General features: G+C 50.4%; 19 protein-coding genes. 5 read left to right on the top strand and 14 right to left on the bottom strand.

Annotated features, from left to right (window positions below):
* Positions 1 to 57: 57 nt before the first annotated feature.
* Positions 58 to 1131 (bottom strand): LacI family DNA-binding transcriptional regulator, encoded by a 1074-nt coding sequence (locus LK536_RS55920; protein ID WP_008720042.1) that lies wholly within the window; start codon positions 1129 to 1131, stop codon positions 58 to 60.
* Positions 1132 to 1249: 118 nt separating this feature from the next.
* Here LK536_RS55920 and LK536_RS55915 point away from each other — a divergent pair, with 118 nt between their 5' ends.
* Positions 1250 to 1999, top strand: coding sequence for an SDR family NAD(P)-dependent oxidoreductase (locus LK536_RS55915; protein ID WP_227797123.1), 750 nt, complete (start codon positions 1250 to 1252; stop codon positions 1997 to 1999).
* Between the two features lie 25 nt (positions 2000 to 2024).
* Here LK536_RS55915 and LK536_RS55910 read toward each other — a convergent pair whose 3' ends face one another.
* Positions 2025 to 3020 carry a zf-HC2 domain-containing protein gene (locus LK536_RS55910; protein ID WP_227797124.1) on the bottom strand — a complete coding sequence of 332 codons (996 nt, stop codon included), beginning with the start codon at positions 3018 to 3020 and terminating at the stop codon, positions 2025 to 2027.
* Positions 3017 to 3496, bottom strand: coding sequence for an RNA polymerase sigma factor (locus LK536_RS55905; RefSeq protein ID WP_025485388.1), 480 nt, complete (start codon positions 3494 to 3496; stop codon positions 3017 to 3019). The genes LK536_RS55910 and LK536_RS55905 overlap by 4 nt, the downstream gene beginning before the upstream one ends.
* Between LK536_RS55905 and LK536_RS55900 the strand changes: the two genes are divergently transcribed.
* Positions 3486 to 3761 carry a hypothetical protein gene (locus LK536_RS55900; protein ID WP_506092257.1) on the top strand — a complete coding sequence of 92 codons (276 nt, stop codon included), beginning with the start codon at positions 3486 to 3488 and terminating at the stop codon, positions 3759 to 3761. The two genes, LK536_RS55905 and LK536_RS55900, sit on opposite strands and share 11 nt — an antisense overlap.
* 64 nt (positions 3762 to 3825) lie before the next feature.
* Here the strand turns inward: LK536_RS55900 and LK536_RS55895 are convergent, their stop codons facing one another.
* The 9 genes from LK536_RS55895 to LK536_RS55855 all read right to left on the bottom strand — a co-directional run bounded on the left by LK536_RS55895 (position 3826) and on the right by LK536_RS55855 (position 12951).
* Positions 3826 to 4122 carry a PDDEXK nuclease domain-containing protein gene (locus LK536_RS55895; RefSeq protein ID WP_331472301.1) on the bottom strand — a complete coding sequence of 99 codons (297 nt, stop codon included), beginning with the start codon at positions 4120 to 4122 and terminating at the stop codon, positions 3826 to 3828.
* 4 nt (positions 4123 to 4126) lie between these two features.
* Entirely contained in the window at positions 4127 to 4765 is a 639-nt protein-coding gene (locus LK536_RS55890) for a hypothetical protein (protein WP_227797125.1), read from the bottom strand.
* A gap of 225 nt (positions 4766 to 4990) precedes the next feature.
* Positions 4991 to 6064, bottom strand: a complete 1074-nt coding sequence (gene prfA, locus LK536_RS55885) for a peptide chain release factor 1 (RefSeq protein ID WP_227797126.1) — start codon at positions 6062 to 6064, stop codon at positions 4991 to 4993.
* On the bottom strand, positions 6057 to 6974 hold the full coding sequence (gene prmC / locus LK536_RS55880) for a peptide chain release factor N(5)-glutamine methyltransferase (RefSeq protein ID WP_331472302.1): 918 nt from the start codon (positions 6972 to 6974) through the stop codon (positions 6057 to 6059). Before prmC ends, prfA begins: the two co-directional genes overlap by 8 nt.
* Positions 6898 to 7956 (bottom strand): DUF1385 domain-containing protein, encoded by a 1059-nt coding sequence (locus tag LK536_RS55875; RefSeq protein WP_227797127.1) that lies wholly within the window; start codon positions 7954 to 7956, stop codon positions 6898 to 6900. The genes prmC and LK536_RS55875 overlap by 77 nt, the downstream gene beginning before the upstream one ends.
* Positions 7957 to 8061: 105 nt before the next feature.
* Complete coding sequence (rpmE, locus tag LK536_RS55870; protein WP_025485384.1) at positions 8062 to 8268, bottom strand: 50S ribosomal protein L31; 207 nt, start codon at positions 8266 to 8268, stop codon at positions 8062 to 8064.
* Between the two features lie 355 nt (positions 8269 to 8623).
* Positions 8624 to 10321 carry an FAD-dependent oxidoreductase gene (locus LK536_RS55865; RefSeq protein ID WP_227797128.1) on the bottom strand — a complete coding sequence of 566 codons (1698 nt, stop codon included), beginning with the start codon at positions 10319 to 10321 and terminating at the stop codon, positions 8624 to 8626.
* A gap of 56 nt (positions 10322 to 10377) precedes the next feature.
* Positions 10378 to 11709 carry a cation:dicarboxylate symporter family transporter gene (locus LK536_RS55860; protein ID WP_506092256.1) on the bottom strand — a complete coding sequence of 444 codons (1332 nt, stop codon included), beginning with the start codon at positions 11707 to 11709 and terminating at the stop codon, positions 10378 to 10380.
* Between the two features lie 48 nt (positions 11710 to 11757).
* Complete coding sequence (locus LK536_RS55855) at positions 11758 to 12951, bottom strand: MalY/PatB family protein (protein ID WP_008720052.1); 1194 nt, start codon at positions 12949 to 12951, stop codon at positions 11758 to 11760.
* A 276-nt stretch (positions 12952 to 13227) separates the two neighbouring features.
* On the opposite strand from LK536_RS55855, the gene LK536_RS55850 reads away from it, so the two are divergent.
* The 3 genes from LK536_RS55850 to LK536_RS55840 all read left to right on the top strand — a co-directional run bounded on the left by LK536_RS55850 (position 13228) and on the right by LK536_RS55840 (position 14491).
* The gene (locus LK536_RS55850; protein ID WP_025485382.1) at positions 13228 to 13710 is read left to right on the top strand and encodes a MarR family winged helix-turn-helix transcriptional regulator; all 483 of its coding nucleotides are present in this window, start codon (positions 13228 to 13230) and stop codon (positions 13708 to 13710) included.
* A 131-nt stretch (positions 13711 to 13841) separates the two neighbouring features.
* On the top strand, positions 13842 to 14297 hold the full coding sequence (gene mscL / locus LK536_RS55845; RefSeq protein WP_227797129.1) for a large-conductance mechanosensitive channel protein MscL: 456 nt from the start codon (positions 13842 to 13844) through the stop codon (positions 14295 to 14297).
* A gap of 50 nt (positions 14298 to 14347) precedes the next feature.
* A complete protein-coding gene (locus tag LK536_RS55840) occupies positions 14348 to 14491 on the top strand; it encodes a DUF6783 domain-containing protein (RefSeq protein ID WP_474913579.1) in 144 nt (47 codons plus the stop codon).
* On the opposite strand, the gene rho is transcribed toward LK536_RS55840, so the two are convergent.
* Together rho and LK536_RS55830 are read right to left on the bottom strand one after the other, a co-directional pair.
* Entirely contained in the window at positions 14478 to 16238 is a 1761-nt protein-coding gene (gene rho / locus LK536_RS55835; protein WP_227797130.1) for a transcription termination factor Rho, read from the bottom strand. The genes LK536_RS55840 and rho overlap by 14 nt on opposite strands.
* 235 nt (positions 16239 to 16473) lie before the next feature.
* Entirely contained in the window at positions 16474 to 17790 is a 1317-nt protein-coding gene (locus LK536_RS55830; protein ID WP_008720060.1) for an AAA family ATPase, read from the bottom strand.
* Positions 17791 to 17818 lie beyond the last annotated feature (28 nt).

Raw genomic sequence — 17818 nt, 5'->3', positions numbered from 1 at the left:
ATTCATTGGTAATTGTGTAGGGCAGACCAGAAGGGAGGCAAGGGCAGCAGCCAGTAATCAGAGGAACATGTAGCGGTACTGCTCATGCTCATACATCACAAGGTTGCTCTTAAGTACCACTTCACTTCCAACAAACACCCTTTTCTGCTCCGGCACCTTGCCGCTGATCAGGTATTCAGCCAGGGTGCGTATGCCCACATATCCCTGGGCATAGGGATTCTTCTGGATCACATTGTTAAGCACGGAGCGCCGGAGCCGTTCTGCCGTCACATCCGGAAGGTCGGAGCCTACCGCATATACCTTTCCGGCCTTTTTGCTTTCCTCCAGGGCCTGTCCCAGCATGACCGTGCCCTGGGAATAGACGCTGCAGCACGCCGCCACGTCCGGCCGTGTAAGCTTGTTAAAAATATTAAGATAATTCTGCCGGTTGATGGAGTAGGAATAGTCCTTATACACCATATTAGGGCAGCGGTTTTCAGCAAGATAATCATCAAACCCCTTTACGATCAGGGAGTGGGCATCCCATTTCGGATTGCCCGCACAGAGGAAAATGCTTCCGAATTCCGGAATCCGGTCAATGATCAGCTCCGCCATGGTCCGGCCTATGACATCATATTCCGGCTGGATACAGCATAGGCTGTCGCAAAGCTTGTTCTCCGAATTAATGCTCACGACGGATATATCCCTGTCATGTATGTCCTGCCAGTCCTGGGCCGCGGAAAACCCATCCACATGCCCCACCGTAAGGATGCCGTCAATCCTGCGCTCCATGACAAGCTGTTTCAGCTTTGCAAATACTTCATTCTTATCAGACTCATAGTAAGGCAGCTCAATGCATTCAACATTGGCGTTGAGCTTGGACAGATAGTCATGGACCCCTCTCCACATGGGCTGGTAATAATATTTATTATCCCCTGCATCGCTGGGAAGCAGGATTGCAATCCGCTGGGTGCTGCGTTTCAGACTGGAGGCAAGGGTATTGGGCTGGTATCCCATCTCCTCGGCTGTCCTGCGGATTTTTTCGCGGGTTTCATCGCTTACCCCCGCCTTTCCGCTGAGGGCAAAATGCACTGAACTGATGGAAACGCCTGCCTTGGCCGCCACATCCCTGATTGTCACTTTTGTATTCACAGCGCTGCACCTTTCAAAGAAAAAGTATCATCCTGGGGCCTGTCTGAAAATCCATGCCCTAAAACAATCACTGTTATTATACAACAAATATGGATTTATTTACAAGGAGGAACAAAAAATGTCAGATTTACAGAATAAAGTGGGTATTGTCACGGGAGGAAGCAGCGGCATCGGATTCCAGATTGCCAACGTGCTGGCCGGTGACGGCGCCACGGTCTACTCCATCAGCCGTACCGGAGCGCCCAAGGAGGGCATGGGCGAAAGCGCGCCCGGAGTCATCCACCTGAAAGGCGATATCAGCGATATGGCCTCAATGAAAGCATTGATAGATGAGATTGCAGCAAAGAACGGCGGCTGCCTGGATTTCCTTGTGAACAATGCCGGGGCCACCTTTAAGTGCCGGGCCGAGTCCTTCCCCTTAGACCAGTTTGACCGCGTCATGGACGTAAACGTAAAATATGTATTTGTCATGAGCCAGCTCTGTTACCCATATCTGAAACAGTCCGCCGGAAGAGGCCGCATCATCAATATCACAAGCATGAGCGCCCACCTTGGTTTCTCCGAAGTTGTTCCCTACTGCACCAGCAAGGGCGCCGTATTATCCATGACCAGGGGCCTGGCCGTTGAGTGGGCCCAGGACAATATCTGTGTCAACAGCATTGCCCCAGGCTGGTTCCAGAGCAAGATGTTAAAAGAGGTGGCCGACCCTGCCAGGGAGCAGAAAATCCTCAGCCGCATGCCCCTTCATTCCTACGGTGACACCAGGGACTTAGGCGCCCTGGCAAGCTTCCTGTGCGGCCCTGGCGCCAGCTATATTACGGGGCAGGATTTTGCGGTTGACGGCGGGGCGCTGGCTTTTGGATATTGATGGAGTGGCGGCCGGCCTGGCCCTTTTATCTGTCACTGATTTCCAGTAAATCCAGAAGCGCCTGCACGCCCTCCGGGCTGTCTGCAAAGGACTTGACAGGGGCGCCCACATATTCGGAACACTCCGCCTCTGTCATCCTGCCGCTTCTCTGAACCGGCCCGTCCTCAAGCTCCACTGTGTAATTCCATTGCACTTCCCCAAGGTTTCCCGTAAGCGCAATCAGCATACAGGAAAACGCCTTCATCTTTTCCTCAAACGTAGCTGAATTGGATGTACTGTCCTCAAAATTCAAGGTCCAGCCATATGGCTCTTCAGAGGTCTGAAGCTGATTCTTAAAAACCCCCAGGGATTTTGATATTCCCACAAGCCCGGCCAGCTTTCCGTCGGCAGACGCATCCCCGATATACGGGTTCTTCGCCTTAAACAGCTCATTGGCCTGCCTGCCCACCACTTCCCCATTGCTTTTAACGGTCATGCCCCTGATATCCATCTGCATGCCCTCTGCCGGAAGGCCCATCTCCAGGTTGAAGGTGCCGTTGCGGTTCCAGGGCGAGGCAAGACATGCATAGACCACCATTTCCTCTGTCCCATCATCCTTCCTCACCATTTTATACCTGCTGAAAACAGAGGCTGAATTATAAAACGAGCCTCCTACCCGTACCTGGCTTCCATTGATATCCGTATAGGTTATTATATAGGCATCGGATGGATAACCAATGATAAACAGCTTAATGAACACGGCCAGCGCCATGGCCAGGAACACGGCTCCAGCGCCCAGAAGCACATTTTGCAGGTTTCTCCGTTTCACCTTTTTCAGATAATCGATTTCCTCTGCTTCAGTGCTGCCCACAGCTTCCTTCTCGCCTTCCACCTCCTGTTTCATGCGCTGATACATACGCCTGCATTCCCCACACTCTTTAAGATGCGCCTCAATCTCCTGCCCCGTAGCCTCCGATGTGAGGCCGTCCGCGTACAAAGGCATCAGGTCTTTTATGATTTCACATGGTATTTTCCTGCTCATAATTTCTCCGCCTCCTTCACTATCCGCTCTTTTGCACGGTAATAGGTCACCCTTGCCCAGTTCTCACTTCTTTCCATAATTTCGCCAATCTGACCAAATGTCAGGTTACCCACCAGCCTGAGATACATTACCTCCCGCATGGGATTCTCCAGATTGTGAATCAGCCTCAGGACCTGTATGCTGTCCCAGGAATGGAACAGCTGGGTTTCGGCGGAATCCACAGGGATTTCCTCCGCCTCCTCCAGCGGCATATGTTTCTTCTGCCTGCGCACATGCTCATACCACAGATTCTTCGCTATGCCGCACAGCCAGGTGGAGACACTGCTTTCCCCTTTATACTTACCAATATTCTTCACTGCCCGGTAAAATGTTTCCTGGGTCAGCTCCTCCGCCAGATCCGGGTCCTGTGTCCGGGTCAAGAGAAAACCATATACCATTTTTCCGTGCTTTAAATAGATTTCTTCCATGGAATCCATATATGCATTTCCTCCTTATGTTAATTGGTGTTGGAATGGGGCGGAACGTTACAGGGAAATTTTAATATTTTTATCATTTCTTTTATTTTCTGTCAATATAAATGGAGAAAAGCCGGAAGGAAATTTTGAAACCAGCCAAAATACAGGCTTCCCAATCCCAGAATCCCAGAAAACCCCCTCATACAAAAAGTGCCCGATATCAGCCATCAAAGCCGTCATCGGACACTGCTTTTCATCTCAGCCACCAATTCTTCCAGCTAAATAATTTTTTCAAACCATTTTTAGTCAATATAAAATATATAAATTTGTGGCAACAGCGTTGACACAAATCACTCCTCCATTGCTTCTGCTAAAATGGTCAATTCCCTTAGCTTCTTCCTCAATATTTTTTTATCTGGTAATTTTAACGTATACTCGGAAACCATGGTTGGCGAAAAGTTCCGGCTTAATGAATATTCAACTACCTCATCATCTTTGGATGCACACAGGATAACCCCTACACTTGGATTCTCATTTTCTCGTTTATACTGTCTGCCAAGTGCTTCTAAATAAAAATTCATTTTAGAAATATACTCAGGTTCAAATTGGCCAATTTTCAATCCAAATGCAACAAGGCACTGTATCAAGACCTCACAGTTTATCGCTTATATAACCCAATTTCTTTAATTCTCCATAATTTGGTCTATACATCATATTACAATATAGGTCTAACACTTTTTTAGGATGTTCATAATTGATAATATTTTGTGAAGCAACTTCATCCACTTCAATTGAAATATCTTCTGTATCCCCAGAAACAATCCCCTCTTCAATGTCCATAATCGAAAATGAACTAATATTATTCAGCGGAATATTACAGTGAAAGATTGTCGGTATCCCCACTTTCTTTAAAGATGACTTACAACCAAGTTCCGTTGCCAACGCATTAATAAATTCACTGCCATAAATCAAATAATGTCCTGACCAAGATAATAGCTCCTCCTTATTCATTTGCAACCAAACCCTTTTATGTATATCATCTAATTCTTTCCAGTTTTCATTAAACTTCTTTTTTATCTCTTCCTCAGTAATGAAATCTGACTTAATCCTATCTAAAGACGCTTTTAATGCTTGTTTTCTACTAATAATTTGTAATCCCTCTGTAAGATACTTTTGAATATCAATCGGCCTACACGCATGATACGCTCTAATATGAGTGTATTCATTCAAATCAAGTTCCTTATCCTGCAAATGTTCCTCTAATACAAATACTTTTTTATCATCTGCCATCAGCCCTTCCCCCTTTTTACATGTCTTAACCAAGTATAGCATAAACCCAAACAAAACTTGTCATCTTCAAACAAAAAATTCATCTTGCAGGTGCATCGGTACATGATAATATAAAGCAAGGGATATCAACCAGATAAATGTAAAAATCGCTCCATTTCCTTCCGAAATAGAGCGATAACACATGACAATATTCTCTTCGAAGCCAATCTAAAAAAGCAGGGATTCTTACATCTCACTCATCTTAGCCAGCTTCGCCGCCTGATCCGCCGCAATCAGGTTATCCAGCAGTTCCTGGATATCCCCGTTCATAATGGAATCAATCTTATACAAAGTCAGCTTAATCCTGTGGTCCGTCACACGGCCCTGAGGGAAATTGTAGGTGCGGATTTTCTCAGAACGGTCGCCTGTGCCGATCTGGCTGCGGCGCTCCTCCGCCTCGGAGCTTTGGCGCTTCTCCAGCTCGATGTCGTACAGCTTGGAGCGCAGCAGGCGGAAGGCCTTTTCCTTGTTCTGAAGCTGCGACTTCTCTGTCTGGCTGTAAATCACGATTCCGGTGGGCATATGGGTCAGACGTACCGCGGAATCCGTTGTATTGACGCACTGGCCGCCATTGCCGGACGCACGCATTACGTCGATACGGATATCGTTCATATCAATCTGCACATCCACTTCCTCTGCCTCAGGCATGACGGCAACCGTTGCAGTGGAGGTATGGATGCGGCCGCCGGATTCTGTCTCAGGCACCCGCTGCACGCGGTGTACGCCGCTTTCGTATTTAAGCTTGGAGTAGGCTCCCTTGCCGGTAACCATGGCCACCACTTCCTTGAAGCCGCCGATTCCATTTTCATTCAGGCTGATGATCTCAACCTTCCATCTGTGGCCGTCCGCATAGTTGGAGTACATACGGTACAGCTCCGCGGCGAACAGGGCCGCCTCATCACCGCCAGCGCCTGCGCGGATTTCCAGGATGATGTTCTTGTCGTCATTGGGGTCCTTGGGAAGCAGGAGGATTTTCAGCTCATGCTCCAGTTCCTCGATACGCTTCTTGGCATCGGACAGTTCTTCCTTGGCCATCTCGCGCATCTCCTCATCGTTTTCCTCCTCAAGGAGGGCCAGGCTGTCCTCCACGTCCTGCTTGGCCTGCTTATACTGCTTATAAGCCTCCACGATGGGCGCCAGGTCTGCCTGCTCCTTCATAAGCCGGGTAAACCGCTTGGTGTCCTGGGTCACAGCCGGGTCCCCCAGCATCAGCATCAATTCCTCATAATGGATTAACATATCATCTAATCTATCAAACATAATTCCCTCCTGTCTCCTTCCAACCGGCACGCACCACCCGGTCCAGCCCGGCCATATCCTTCATCACTTCCACCTGCACATATCCCTGCATCTCAAACATCCGGCTTACCGCCTGTCCCTGGTCAAATCCAATCTCCATATACACACATCCCCCGGGGCAGAGATGCTTCCTGCATCCCTCTGCCAGTATCCGGTAAAACGCAAGTCCGTCAGCGGTTCCGTCCAGGGCCATCCTTGGCTCGTAATCCCTCACCTCAGGCTCCAGCCCTTCTATGTCGTGGCTGGGTATATAGGGCGGGTTGGAGACAATGATGTCATATCTGCGGTCAGGTTCCAGGCGTTCAAACATGTCGCTCTCAATCAGGTTGAACTCACCCTCATGCTCCTTCAGAAGACGCTGTGCGTTCCGGGCCGCAACTGCCAGGGCTTCCCTTGACACGTCCAGGGCCGTCACATCCCGGTAGCCGCCCATAAGGGCCAGGCTGATTGCAATGCATCCGGACCCGGTGCATACGTCCAGAAGCGCTGCATCCTTTCCCTTCTGCTCCTTTAACACCAGCTCCACCAGTGTCTCCGTGTCCTGCCTTGGAATCAGCACATGTTCATTTACATAAAACTCAAATCCCATGAACTCCTGGACGCCTGTCAGGTGCTGGAGGGGAATCCGCTCCGCCCTCCGGTCAATCATTTCCTCGTACTTCCTGCACTTTGAAAATGTCTCCTCATCCTCAGGAAGGGCCTTGTCCTTTACCGCCAGGAAGGAGGCCAGGCTCTGGCCAAATGCCTCCAGCAGAAGATACCTTGCATCCAGACCCGCGTCCGGCACGCTGCTTCTATTCAGTTTCTCCGTTCCCTGCCATAGCAGCTGCTGCATGGTCATGTCCTGCCGCTCCTTTGTGTTTCTTTTCATCACAGGCACCGCCTGTACCGCCGACCTGGATCCCGGCGCTGTTTTCCTTCCATCCGGGAAATGTCTCATCCAGGTAGTTCCTCCAGTCAAACACGGTTTCAACCGCTGCAATCGCAACCTCAATCATGCTGTCATCCGGCTCGGTGGTGGTCAGTCCCTGCATCCACATACCGGGACGGCTTAAGATATTCACCAGCTTGGAATCATGCCTGCCTGCAAAGCGCAGGAACTCATAGGACACGCCTGCGATTACGGGAATCAGCACGATACGGCTGACAATCCTAAGCCAGATGGTATCCACGCGGATTACCATGAAGAACAGGATGCTGATGATCATTACAATCATGATGAAGCTGGTCCCGCAGCGCTTATGCTCCTTGGAACTGGCCCTTACATTGTCCACGGTCAGCTCTAATCCGTGCTCGATGCAGTTAATGCACTTGTGCTCCGAACCATGGTACATGAAGGTCCTCTTTATGTCCTCCATCCTGGATACCAGCTTGATGTACGCAATGAAGATGACAATCCTGATCACGCCCTCCAGTATGGCCATCACTGTCTCTGAGTGGATGAAGCTTTTGCAGAAGCGCGCAATGAGAAGCGGCAGCACCATGAATATACCGATGGCCATGACAAAGGAAAATACCATCACCACACTCATGAGGATGCCCTCAAGCTTTTCCCCAAAGACCTTGTCAAGCCACGCCTCGAACCGGCTGGGCTGGGCCTCCTCGTCATCCTCGAAAAAACTGCAGGACCAGGTCAGGGCCCTCATGCCCACGACCATGGAATCTATAAAACTGAAAATACCCCTGATAAACGGAAGCCCAAGAAACTTATGCTTCCTGGTAATGCTTACGTAGGTATCCTTTTTCACCTCAATATCCCCGTCCGGCTTGCGGACCGCTATGGCGTAATCATTGCCGTTCTGCATCATGATGCCTTCAATTACGGCCTGACCGCCAATTCCTGAATATTTCATCCTTTCTTACCTTTCTGTGCTGTACCGCGCGGTTTTGACGCCGCGCCGCATAAACCAGAAAGGGCTGAGCCTGATGCCAAGCCCAACCCTCATCTTTTTTGCCTATTAGTTAGCATTCATGCCATACTTACGATTGAACTTATCAATACGTCCACGGGCCTGAGCAGCCTTCTGCTGGCCGGTATAGAATGAATGGCACTTGGAACAGATTTCCACGTGGATGTCTTTCTTTGTTGATCCTGTTACGAACTCATTACCACAGTTGCAGACAACCTTTGCCTGGTAATAATTTGGATGGATTCCTTCTCTCATTTCTTTCACCTCTCTGATAATATTTGCGGTTTCCGACCGCGGCCTGTATGCCAATCTGCCTCTGTACATTACAGGCAGCCGGCTCCCGCCGTCACCAGAACGCACAGATATCAGCACTGTTCAAGTTAAACGCATCCTCACCGTAAGGTTCTGACTCACGCAGATGCTAAAACTGCCGTCAATCCAGACAGCTTACACAGTATAGCATAAATTGTCCGGGATTGCAAGATGTTTTTCAGCCTGTCCGAATAATCCCACAACAGGGCGGGCCGGACCATAAATATCTGAAAATCGGACGGCATGACCTGTCTTAAAGGTCTGCCGCCCGATGAAGCATTTACCGTTTTAAATCATTTTACATAAAATTATATTCCGTTACAATCTTCTCCCGGCCCGTTGTCACATCCGTGAAATATTCATAGCAGCTGATTCCCAGGAATGAGCCGGAAATGTTGATGATGTTATCAAAACCGCGGCCCTTTAACGCCATGATTGCATTATAGCTTCTCTGGCTGGTCCTGCAATGCAGGTATACGGGTCTGTCCCTGGGTATCTCCTCCGTGCGCTGGCGCAGCTCGCCCAATGGGATATTGACTGCCCCTATGAGGTGGCCTGCCTCAAACTCATCCCTGCCCCTCACATCAATGATGCAGGCTTTATCCTCCACCAGGCCGCGCACTTCGCCAACATGGACCTGCTTAAACACGCCGTGAAGCACGTTCAGTCCCACCAGGGCCGCCAGATTGACCACGTCCCTGGCAGTTCCGAACACAGGTGAATAACACAGCTCCAGATCCTTTAAGTCCTCCAGGGTGCCGTTCATGGCTATCAGGGTTGCAACCACGTCAATCCTCTTATCCACATTGCCCTTTCCAATGGCCTGGGCTCCCAGGATCCTTCCCGTGGGCACCTCAAATACAAGCTTGAAATGCATGGGCGCGCTTCCCGGCATCAGCCCCACCTTATCCATGGACATGGTGTACACAGAATCGCATGGGATATTGCTGGCCCGGGCCGTCCTCTCGTTAAGCCCTGTGGCAGCGGCGTTCAGTTCAAACAGCCTTACCGCGCAGGAACCGATGACACCCCTGTTCCTGTTTGGTATGCCGTACATGGCATCGGCGGCAGCCCTTGCCTGGCGCAGGGCCGGGCCGGCCAGGGGCAGCTTCACCGGCCTGCGGGTCAGCTGGTTGTAAACTTCAATGGCATCGCCCACCGCGTAGATATGCGGGTCGCTTGTGCGGTAATCAGCCGAAACCCTGATGGCCCCGGTTTCCCCAAGTTCCAGCCCTGCCTGTCTAGCCAGTTCCGTCTCAGGCAGCACGCCGATGGAGAGCACCACCGCGTCGCAGGGCAGCTCCTTTCCAGAATTCAAGGTGACCTTATCCCCGGCAATTGCCTTTACGCCATCCCCCACAGCCAGTTGTACGCCCTTGTCATGAAGTTCCTTCTGCAGGATCTGGGCCATATCATAATCAAATGGCATCATGATCTGGTCCGCGGCTTCCGCCACAGCCACATGTTTCCCGGCTGTCTTAAGGTTCTCAGCCACCTCAAGCCCGATGAAGCCTCCGCCGATCACAACCACATTGCGGATTTCCTCCCTGGACACGTACTGGTCCAGCTTTGCGATGTCATTCACATTGCGCACCGTAAAGACATGGGGAAGGGATACTCCCTCGATTGACCTGGGGCGGATTGGATATGATCCAGGTGAAAGGACCAGCTCATCATAAGCCTCTTCGTATTCCCGGCCGGACACACTGTCCCGGACCAGGATGACCTGGCGCTCCCGGTCAATGCCATACACCTCATTGTTAACCCTTACCTCAATATCATAGGACGCCTTAAATCCCTCCGGCGTCATAAGCACAAGCCAGTCCTTATCTTCCACTGTCCTGCTTAAATAATAGGGAAGGGAGCAATTGGAGAATGATACATGCTCTCCCCGTTCAAATATGGTGATTGATGCGTCCGCATCCAGGCGCCTTACCCTGGCTGCCGCGGAAGCGCCTCCGGCAACTCCTCCTACAATGAGCACACGTTTTCCCATGTTCACACATCCTTTACAGTCTATTTTAACTCTCAGCCTTTTCCGGCCTATTGCCATTAAGCTTTCGCTGCAGGCTTCTTATCCAGATTCCTGGATTTATCATTATATGCATCCATATCAATGTTCTTGGTCATCTTGGCGGATACCAGGGCCGTAACCATGCCGTCGCTTACATTCAGCGCGGTCCTTGCCATATCGATGACAGGCTCAATACCAACTAACAGTCCTGCGATTCCAACAGGAAGCCCAAGTGCGGATAATACCGTGATTCCGGCAAATGTCGCTCCGCCGCCCACTCCGGCAATACCGATGGAAGCAAAAGTGATGACAACCACCATCAGGATGAAGAAGGATGGTGTGATGGGCTGTCCTACGGCAGGCGCCACCATCACTACCAGCATGGCCGGATAAATCGCAGCGCATCCGTTCTGTCCGATGGAGGTGCTCAGGGAACCTGCCAGGTTGGAAACGCCATTGTCCACGCCCATCTCATCGGTCAGGGTACGGATGGTCAGTGGAAGGGTGCCGGCGCTGGTACGGGAGGTAAATGCAAATACCAGGGTGGTCATGGCCTTCTTAAAGTATACAAATGGGCTGAGTCCTGCAAAGGCCAGTATCAGTCCGTGGATTACGAACATGATGATGATGGCCGTGTAGGAAGCAAGCACAAAGGTCACAAGCCGCAGTATACTGGTATAATCACTTCCCGCAATGGTCTTGGTCATCAATGAGAAGATGCCGAACGGAGTCAGCATGATGATCATCATGACCACTTCCACCACCAGGGTATTTAGCGAGTTCATCATTTTACTGAAGAACTCCGCCTGTTCCGGGGCATAGGTCCGCACCCCGATGACGCCGATTCCAAGGAATGCCGCGAACAGCACCACGGAAAGGGTTGCATTGCTTCCCTGTCCGGTCAGGGCATAGATTGGGTTGGACGGAATGATATCAATGATGGTATTCTCAATGGAAAGTCCCTCCTGGGCCTTTTCCTCCAGCTGGGCCGTCTTCTGTGTCTCGGCCTCGCCAATCTCCAGTCCCTCTGCGCTGACGCCGAAGGTCTGGGCCGTAACGCCGCCCACAACCGCTGCGACTGCCGCTGTTGACAGAAGGATTACCAGCACAAGGGCTGTAATCTTACCAAGGTTCTTACCAGACTTCTGGTTGATGATGGCACACACGATGGATACGAAAATCAACGGGATGACCATCATTTTCAAAAGCTTGGTATATGCGGTCCCCACCAGGCTGATCCAGCGCAGGCTCTCGGAAACAGCCGCATCGTCAGCCACTGACTTTAAGATTGCGCCAAATATAATACCGCCGAACAGACCGGCCACAACACGCACATTAAAAGATTTTCCTTTTTTTCCTAAATAAAACAAGAATCCCAGATACGCCAAAAAACAGATTACACTGATAGTGACAGCCATTTATTCCCCCAACCTTTCTTTGATGTTATTGATGATGCTTGCAACTGCAGTTTTAATATTCTTTGTATCTGTGGCAAGGTTGATACGGATGTATCCCTGTGCCATGACGCTGAACCACTCACCCACATCACAGGCCAGCCTGCACTTATCCTGGATGAACCTGGCTGTCTCATCTCCCGGCACATAGCCCTTAAGATCAATCCATGACAGATAGGTTCCCTCCAGAGGCGTAACAATGACCTCAGGCAGTTCCCTGGCAAATTCCTGCTTCATATAATCGTAGTTGTGAAGGATCAGGGCCTTGACATCCGAAAGCCACTCTTCCCCGCCCCTGAAAGCAGCGCCCATACCGGTGATACCCATCAGGTTCACTTCAGGGGAGCCGATACCCTTAATGTAGGCATCATACGCTTCCATCAGCTTCCCGTCAAAAATAATGACATGGGAATGGATGAGTCCGGCCAGGTTAAAGGTCTTGGAGCCGGAGTTCAGGGTAATCAGGATATCCTTGTATTCCCCGCCCTTCACACATGCAGAGGACACAAAAGGCTTCCCTTCGTATGTAAAGTCCTGATGGATTTCATCCGAAACAACCAGCACCCCATGCTTACGGCAGATGGAGAACATGGTATCCAGTTCTTCCTCAGACCATACGCGGCTTACCGGGTTATGAGGGGAGCACAGGATGAACATCTCTACCTTGTTATCAACGATTTCCTTTTCAAACTTCTCAAAATCCAGGCTGTAATATCCATGGTCGTTGTCAAGCTCGCATGTCACAAGCTTCCTTCCTGTATTTAAAATAGCATCATAGAATGGATAATACACAGGAGGACAGATGATTACAGATGCCTCCTCCTTGGTATAGGCCCTTACCGCCGCGTACAGGGAACCCACAACCCCAGTGGCAAAGCGGACGTTCTCCTTGGCAAGTTCTACATTATGATGCTTCTTCTGCCATGCAAAGAAAGAATCAAAGTATTCATCCTCCACCTTCCCATAGCCAAAAACACCGTGCTTCACACGCTCTGTCAGCGCCTCCCTGACAACAGCCGGGGACTGTATCTCCATATCAGCCACCCACAGCGGAAGCAGGTCTGCATCCCCAAAAATCTCCTGGAGTGAATCCCACTTCAGTGTACCGGTACCCCGGCGTTCCACACAATTCTCCCTACAGAACTTCTCAAAGTCCATCTTTCATACCATCCTTTCCCAAGCGTAAGCAAGCTTTTAAATATTGTTCACTTGATAAACTATATTATAAAATACTTGGTGCATAATGTCAATATACTTTGTATTTTTTTTAATAACAAGGGCATTCTGCACATTAAAACGACTATATTTTTTCAATATTGTTCTATAACTTTACTATTTTTCCTGTTTTGGTTAAAATAAAGCATTGAAGCCCTTTTCCAGATATGTTACTATAACATGTACAGACATTATATAAGAACAGGAGCCAATACCCATATGAGCCATCTTACAGATATCAACAGCGCGTACCAGAAGCTGAATGTAAGGGCGAATACATTGTATGAATTCGTCATTCTATATCACAATTACATCTATGCCCATCACACCTATGAGAATGAACATTTTAATATGATGGAGATACACACCCTTACATACATCGACGACTGCCCGGGAATCACTGCCACGGAACTGTCAAAGCTGTGGCACAAAAGCAAAAGCGCCATCTCACAGGTCATCAAACGGCTGGTGGATTCCGGATACGTTGAGAAGCGCTTCAAGGAGAACAACGAGAAATCCGTCTGCCTCTATGTGACGGATAAAGGCCAGAGGCTTTCCAGTGTCCACAAGGCATATGACGTGGCCGACATCACCCAGACCACATCTTATCTGATTGAACAATGCGGCCAGGCGGATGTGGATGCATTTTACAGGATTATTGATAAATACAACGAACTTCTCAAGTCAGACCTGGAGTCATAGGATTTTAGAAATGACCGCGCCTTACACGGGGAAGGATATGGATTAAGAATGATAAATTATTAACAATTTGCCGGCTGGATGGAGCACTACAATAGAACACATGAAACTACAAATGATAGGAGGATTACAAAATGAGTAACCTGAACAATGTAATGAAAGAATTCAAAGCGTTCATACTGAAAGGCAACATCATCGACATGGCTGTGGGCGTCATCATAGGCGGCGCGTTCAGCAAGATTGTCACATCCCTTGTAAATGACATCCTGATGCCAATCCTCGGCGCCCTCACGGGCGGGGCCAGCTTCAATACGCTCAAATACGTGCTCAGCCCGGAAGTAAAGGCTGGCGGCGAGGTGGTAAAAGCAGAAGCCGCCATACTGTATGGCAGCTTCCTTCAAAATGTCCTTGATTTTATTATCATCGGGGCCTGCATGTTCTTCATGATCAAGACCGTTGCCGCCATCAGTTCACGCCTTCGCCATGAGGAAGAGAAAAAGGAAGAGGCGCCCGCGCCTGCCGGTCCCACCCAGGAGGAACTTCTGGCCGAAATCCGCGACCTGTTAAAAGAGAAAAATGCTTCCGCCTGACGCTGCGGCACAAATACGCCCGGGTGTGTTTGAAAATTGCTTTCCGTCAGATGTACGTCCCACTTTGTGGGAAATCTGGTCCCGATGAGGGAGGCGTAGCGGGCTACGTTGACCGAATTGGGGCCAGATTTGCCACGAAGTGGGGCGTGCAGATGGCGGGAATGAATTTTCAAACACGCCCTAATAAAACCTGATTCTCTTGGCGTTCTCCACAAACTCCCTGTTGTTCCTGGTCCTTGCGAACAGATCCAGTATCTTTTCCACGGCGTCCTCGGGCTTCATGGAGTTTGTTGCTTTGTGTATGATATCCACCGCCTCTGCCTCTTCCCTGGTCAGCAGAAGGTCATCCCTTCTCGTACCTGACTTAAGGATGTCAATGGCAGGGAAGATACGTTTCTCTGACAGCTTCCTGTCCAGGACCAGCTCCATGTTGCCGGTTCCCTTAAATTCCTCGTATACAACATCATCCATACGGCTTCCGGTATCCACCAGCGCAGTTGCCAGCACGGTCAGGCTTCCGCCTTCACGCATGTTGCGGGCAGCGCCGAAAAACCGCTTGGGCATATGAAGGGCCGCCGGGTCAAGACCGCCGGAAAGGGTACGGCCGCTGGGCGCAACCGTCAGGTTATATGCCCTTGCAAGGCGTGTGATGCTGTCTAAGAGTATGATGACATCCCGGCCGTGTTCCACCAGGCGTTTGGCGCGCTCCGCCACCATCTCCGAAACCCTTTTATGGCGCTCTGGCAGTTCGTCAAAGGTGGAGTAGATTACTTCCACATTGGGGCCTACAATCGCCTCCCTGATGTCCGTCACTTCCTCCGGGCGCTCGTCAATCAGGAGGATCATCAGATGCATGTCCGGATGGTTGGTGGTAATGGCCTTGGCCACCTGCTTTAACAGGGTGGTCTTACCTGCCTTTGGCGGGGATACGATCATTCCGCGCTGTCCCTTACCGATGGGTGACAGAAGGTCCAGTACGCGCATGGCAACGGATGTCTTCACGCCAGGCATCTCCATATGCAGGCGCTGGTTAGGGAAGATGGGCGTTAAATCCTCAAAATTAGGTCTTGTCTCCGTAGCGCTTAAAGGATATCCGTTCACCGTCTTGATATAAAGAAGGGCTGCAAACTTTTCAGTGGCTGATTTGACCCTTCTGTTGCCTGCAATGATATCACCGGTCTTCAAATTAAAGCGGCGGATCTGCGACGGCGCCACATACACGTCGTTCTCACCCGGCAGGAAGTTCTCACACCGGATGAATCCGAATCCATCAGGCATTACCTCCAGGATACCATTGGCTTCAATCCCGCTGTCCAGTTCTGCCATATCCTGGTTGGACAGACCCGTCGTATCGCTCCTGCCCTCCGCCCTGGAATCGGTCCTGGAGTCATTCCTGGAAGCGCGCTCGCCGCCTTCTGACTGCTGGTTCGCCCCCTGGTTCTGGCTGTAATTGGTATGGGGCCTGTTCTGCTGGGACTTGTTAGCTGAATATTTATTATTCTCGTAAGACCGGTTGGTGTTACGTCTTGGCTCCTGGTTACGGCTTTCCTGTCTGTCCTGGGATTCCTGGGGCCTGGACTGGATGGTGTCCTGCCTGGACTGGGTATTATCCTGTCTGGGCTGGATGTTATCCTGCCTGGACTGGGCATTGTCCTGTCTGGACTGGGCATTGTCCTGTCTGGACTGGATGTTATCCTGCCTGGTCTGGGCATTATCCTGTCTGGGCTTCACAGTCTCCTGCCTGGGCTGGGCATTGTCCGGCGCCTGGCGTCTTTCCTCTTTTCTGATTTCAGTTGGCTTTACTTCCGGGTTCTTCTCTGCCGCCTCGCAGAGCAGGTCGATGATCTCAGCCTTGCGCAGGCTGCTGATTCCTTTGATACCCTGGTTTCTAGCCATTTCCTTTAATTCTGCAAGAGGAAGTGTCTGCAATTTTTCCCGCATAGTATCTCTCCTTATCCAATATTAATCAACTCATCCGTCAAGACAGACTGATGGTCTATTTCCAACACTCGGGGGTATTATCTTATGTTCAATCAAATTCGGGGTTTATTCCAGATTTGCGAATTGCTTGGGACTAACAGACTGCTGACAGCATAAGAAAACTGTCAGCCAATCTATGTATAGCCCTATTATATACACGAATATTACGGAATGTAAAGTGAAAATTGAAATAATTTTAGTTTGTCAGCCAGCTCATATGGGTTTTTATACGGGCTTCATAGCCATTATCTGAAGGTTCATAGAACACCGCCCCCTCCATACCGTCAGGCAGGTACTGCTGTTTTACATAGTGCTTGGGATAATCATGCGCATACTTATATCCTGCCCCGTGCCCCAGCTTCTCAGCTCCCTTATAATGCTTATCCTGCAGATGGACCGGAACCGGCATGGTCCTCTGGTCCCTGATTGCATCCATGGCCTTGAATACAGCCATGCAGGCCGCATTGCTCTTTGGCGCGGTGGCAACATAGGTCACTGCCTGGGACAGGATGATCTGGGCTTCCGGAAGCCCGATCCGCTCCACGGCCTGGGCCGCATTCACAGCCACCACCAATGCCTGGGGATCCGCGTTGCCCACATCCTCTGACGCGCATATCATTATCCTTCTGGCAATGAATTTGATATCCTCCCCTGCATAGAGCATCCGGGCCAGGTAATAGACAGCCGCATCCGGGTCCGAACCGCGCATGCTCTTGATGAATGCAGAAACCGTGTCATAGTGGTTGTCCCCATTCTTATCATACCGCACCACCCGCTTCTGGATGCATTCCTGGGCCACTGCCAGATTAATATGTATCTTACCGTCTTCTGCGCGTTCCGTTGTCAGGACGCCAAGTTCCACTGCGTTAAGCGCCGCCCTGGCGTCCCCGTTGGCCGTATCTGCCAGGAAATCAGCGGCATCCTCATCAATCACCGGGTCGTAAGCCCCCATGCCCCGTTCCTTATCATACACCGCCCTGTGTATCAGCTCCCTGATATCCTCCTTCTCCAGCGGCTTAAGTTCAAAAATCCTGGAACGCGACAGCAAGGCCCCATTCACCTCAAAATACGGATTCTCCGTGGTGGCCCCGATAAGGATCAGTGTGCCGTCCTCCACAAAGGGCAGGAGATAATCCTGCTGCCCCTTATTAAAGCGGTGGATCTCATCCACGAACAATATGGTCTTCCTGCCATACATGCCCATATTATCCTTGGCGCCCTTAACCACTTCCTCCATGTCCTTCTTGCCGGCAACCGTGGCATTGATCTGCTTGAAATCCGCGCTGGTGGTATTGGCAATCACCTTGGCCAGGGTGGTCTTTCCCGTGCCGGGAGGGCCATAGAAAATAATGGATCCCAGCTTATCCGCCTTGATTGCCCGGTAAAGCAGTTTATCCACGCCCACTATATGCTGCTGCCCCACCACCTCATCCAGGGTCCTGGGCCTGAGCCTGGAAGCCAGCGGGGATTCTGTCTCCATGGTGTTCTCTCTCATATAATCAAATAAATCCATCGTCTTACCCTTTCTGCCGTGTCCTATC

The sequence above is a fragment of the Clostridium pacaense genome, assembly GCF_020709765.2.
Classification (GTDB): domain Bacteria; phylum Bacillota; class Clostridia; order Lachnospirales; family Lachnospiraceae; genus Enterocloster; species Enterocloster hominis.
This window is presented reverse-complemented; position numbering and strand designations above follow the sequence as displayed.

What these genes read in the sequence shown, in the direction of transcription:
- LK536_RS55910 (WP_227797124.1), bottom strand. Translation starts at nt 3,020, where the DNA reads ATGAGCAGGAAAATACCATGTGAAATCATAAAAGACCTGATGCCTTTG.
- LK536_RS55850 (WP_025485382.1), top strand. Translation starts at nt 13,228, where the DNA reads ATGAGCCATCTTACAGATATCAACAGCGCGTACCAGAAGCTGAATGTA.
- LK536_RS55855 (WP_008720052.1), bottom strand. Translation starts at nt 12,951, where the DNA reads ATGGACTTTGAGAAGTTCTGTAGGGAGAATTGTGTGGAACGCCGGGGT.
- LK536_RS55875 (WP_227797127.1), bottom strand. Translation starts at nt 7,956, where the DNA reads ATGAAATATTCAGGAATTGGCGGTCAGGCCGTAATTGAAGGCATCATG.
- LK536_RS55915 (WP_227797123.1), top strand. Translation starts at nt 1,250, where the DNA reads ATGTCAGATTTACAGAATAAAGTGGGTATTGTCACGGGAGGAAGCAGC.
- LK536_RS55865 (WP_227797128.1), bottom strand. Translation starts at nt 10,321, where the DNA reads ATGGGAAAACGTGTGCTCATTGTAGGAGGAGTTGCCGGAGGCGCTTCC.
- LK536_RS55840 (WP_474913579.1), top strand. Translation starts at nt 14,348, where the DNA reads ATGTACGTCCCACTTTGTGGGAAATCTGGTCCCGATGAGGGAGGCGTA.
- rho (WP_227797130.1), bottom strand. Translation starts at nt 16,238, where the DNA reads ATGCGGGAAAAATTGCAGACACTTCCTCTTGCAGAATTAAAGGAAATG.
- rpmE (WP_025485384.1), bottom strand. Translation starts at nt 8,268, where the DNA reads ATGAGAGAAGGAATCCATCCAAATTATTACCAGGCAAAGGTTGTCTGC.
- LK536_RS55830 (WP_008720060.1), bottom strand. Translation starts at nt 17,790, where the DNA reads ATGGATTTATTTGATTATATGAGAGAGAACACCATGGAGACAGAATCC.
- LK536_RS55890 (WP_227797125.1), bottom strand. Translation starts at nt 4,765, where the DNA reads ATGGCAGATGATAAAAAAGTATTTGTATTAGAGGAACATTTGCAGGAT.
- LK536_RS55905 (WP_025485388.1), bottom strand. Translation starts at nt 3,496, where the DNA reads ATGGATTCCATGGAAGAAATCTATTTAAAGCACGGAAAAATGGTATAT.
- LK536_RS55900 (WP_506092257.1), top strand. Translation starts at nt 3,486, where the DNA reads ATGGAATCCATATATGCATTTCCTCCTTATGTTAATTGGTGTTGGAAT.
- prmC (WP_331472302.1), bottom strand. Translation starts at nt 6,974, where the DNA reads ATGAAAAGAAACACAAAGGAGCGGCAGGACATGACCATGCAGCAGCTG.
- mscL (WP_227797129.1), top strand. Translation starts at nt 13,842, where the DNA reads ATGAGTAACCTGAACAATGTAATGAAAGAATTCAAAGCGTTCATACTG.
- prfA (WP_227797126.1), bottom strand. Translation starts at nt 6,064, where the DNA reads ATGTTTGATAGATTAGATGATATGTTAATCCATTATGAGGAATTGATG.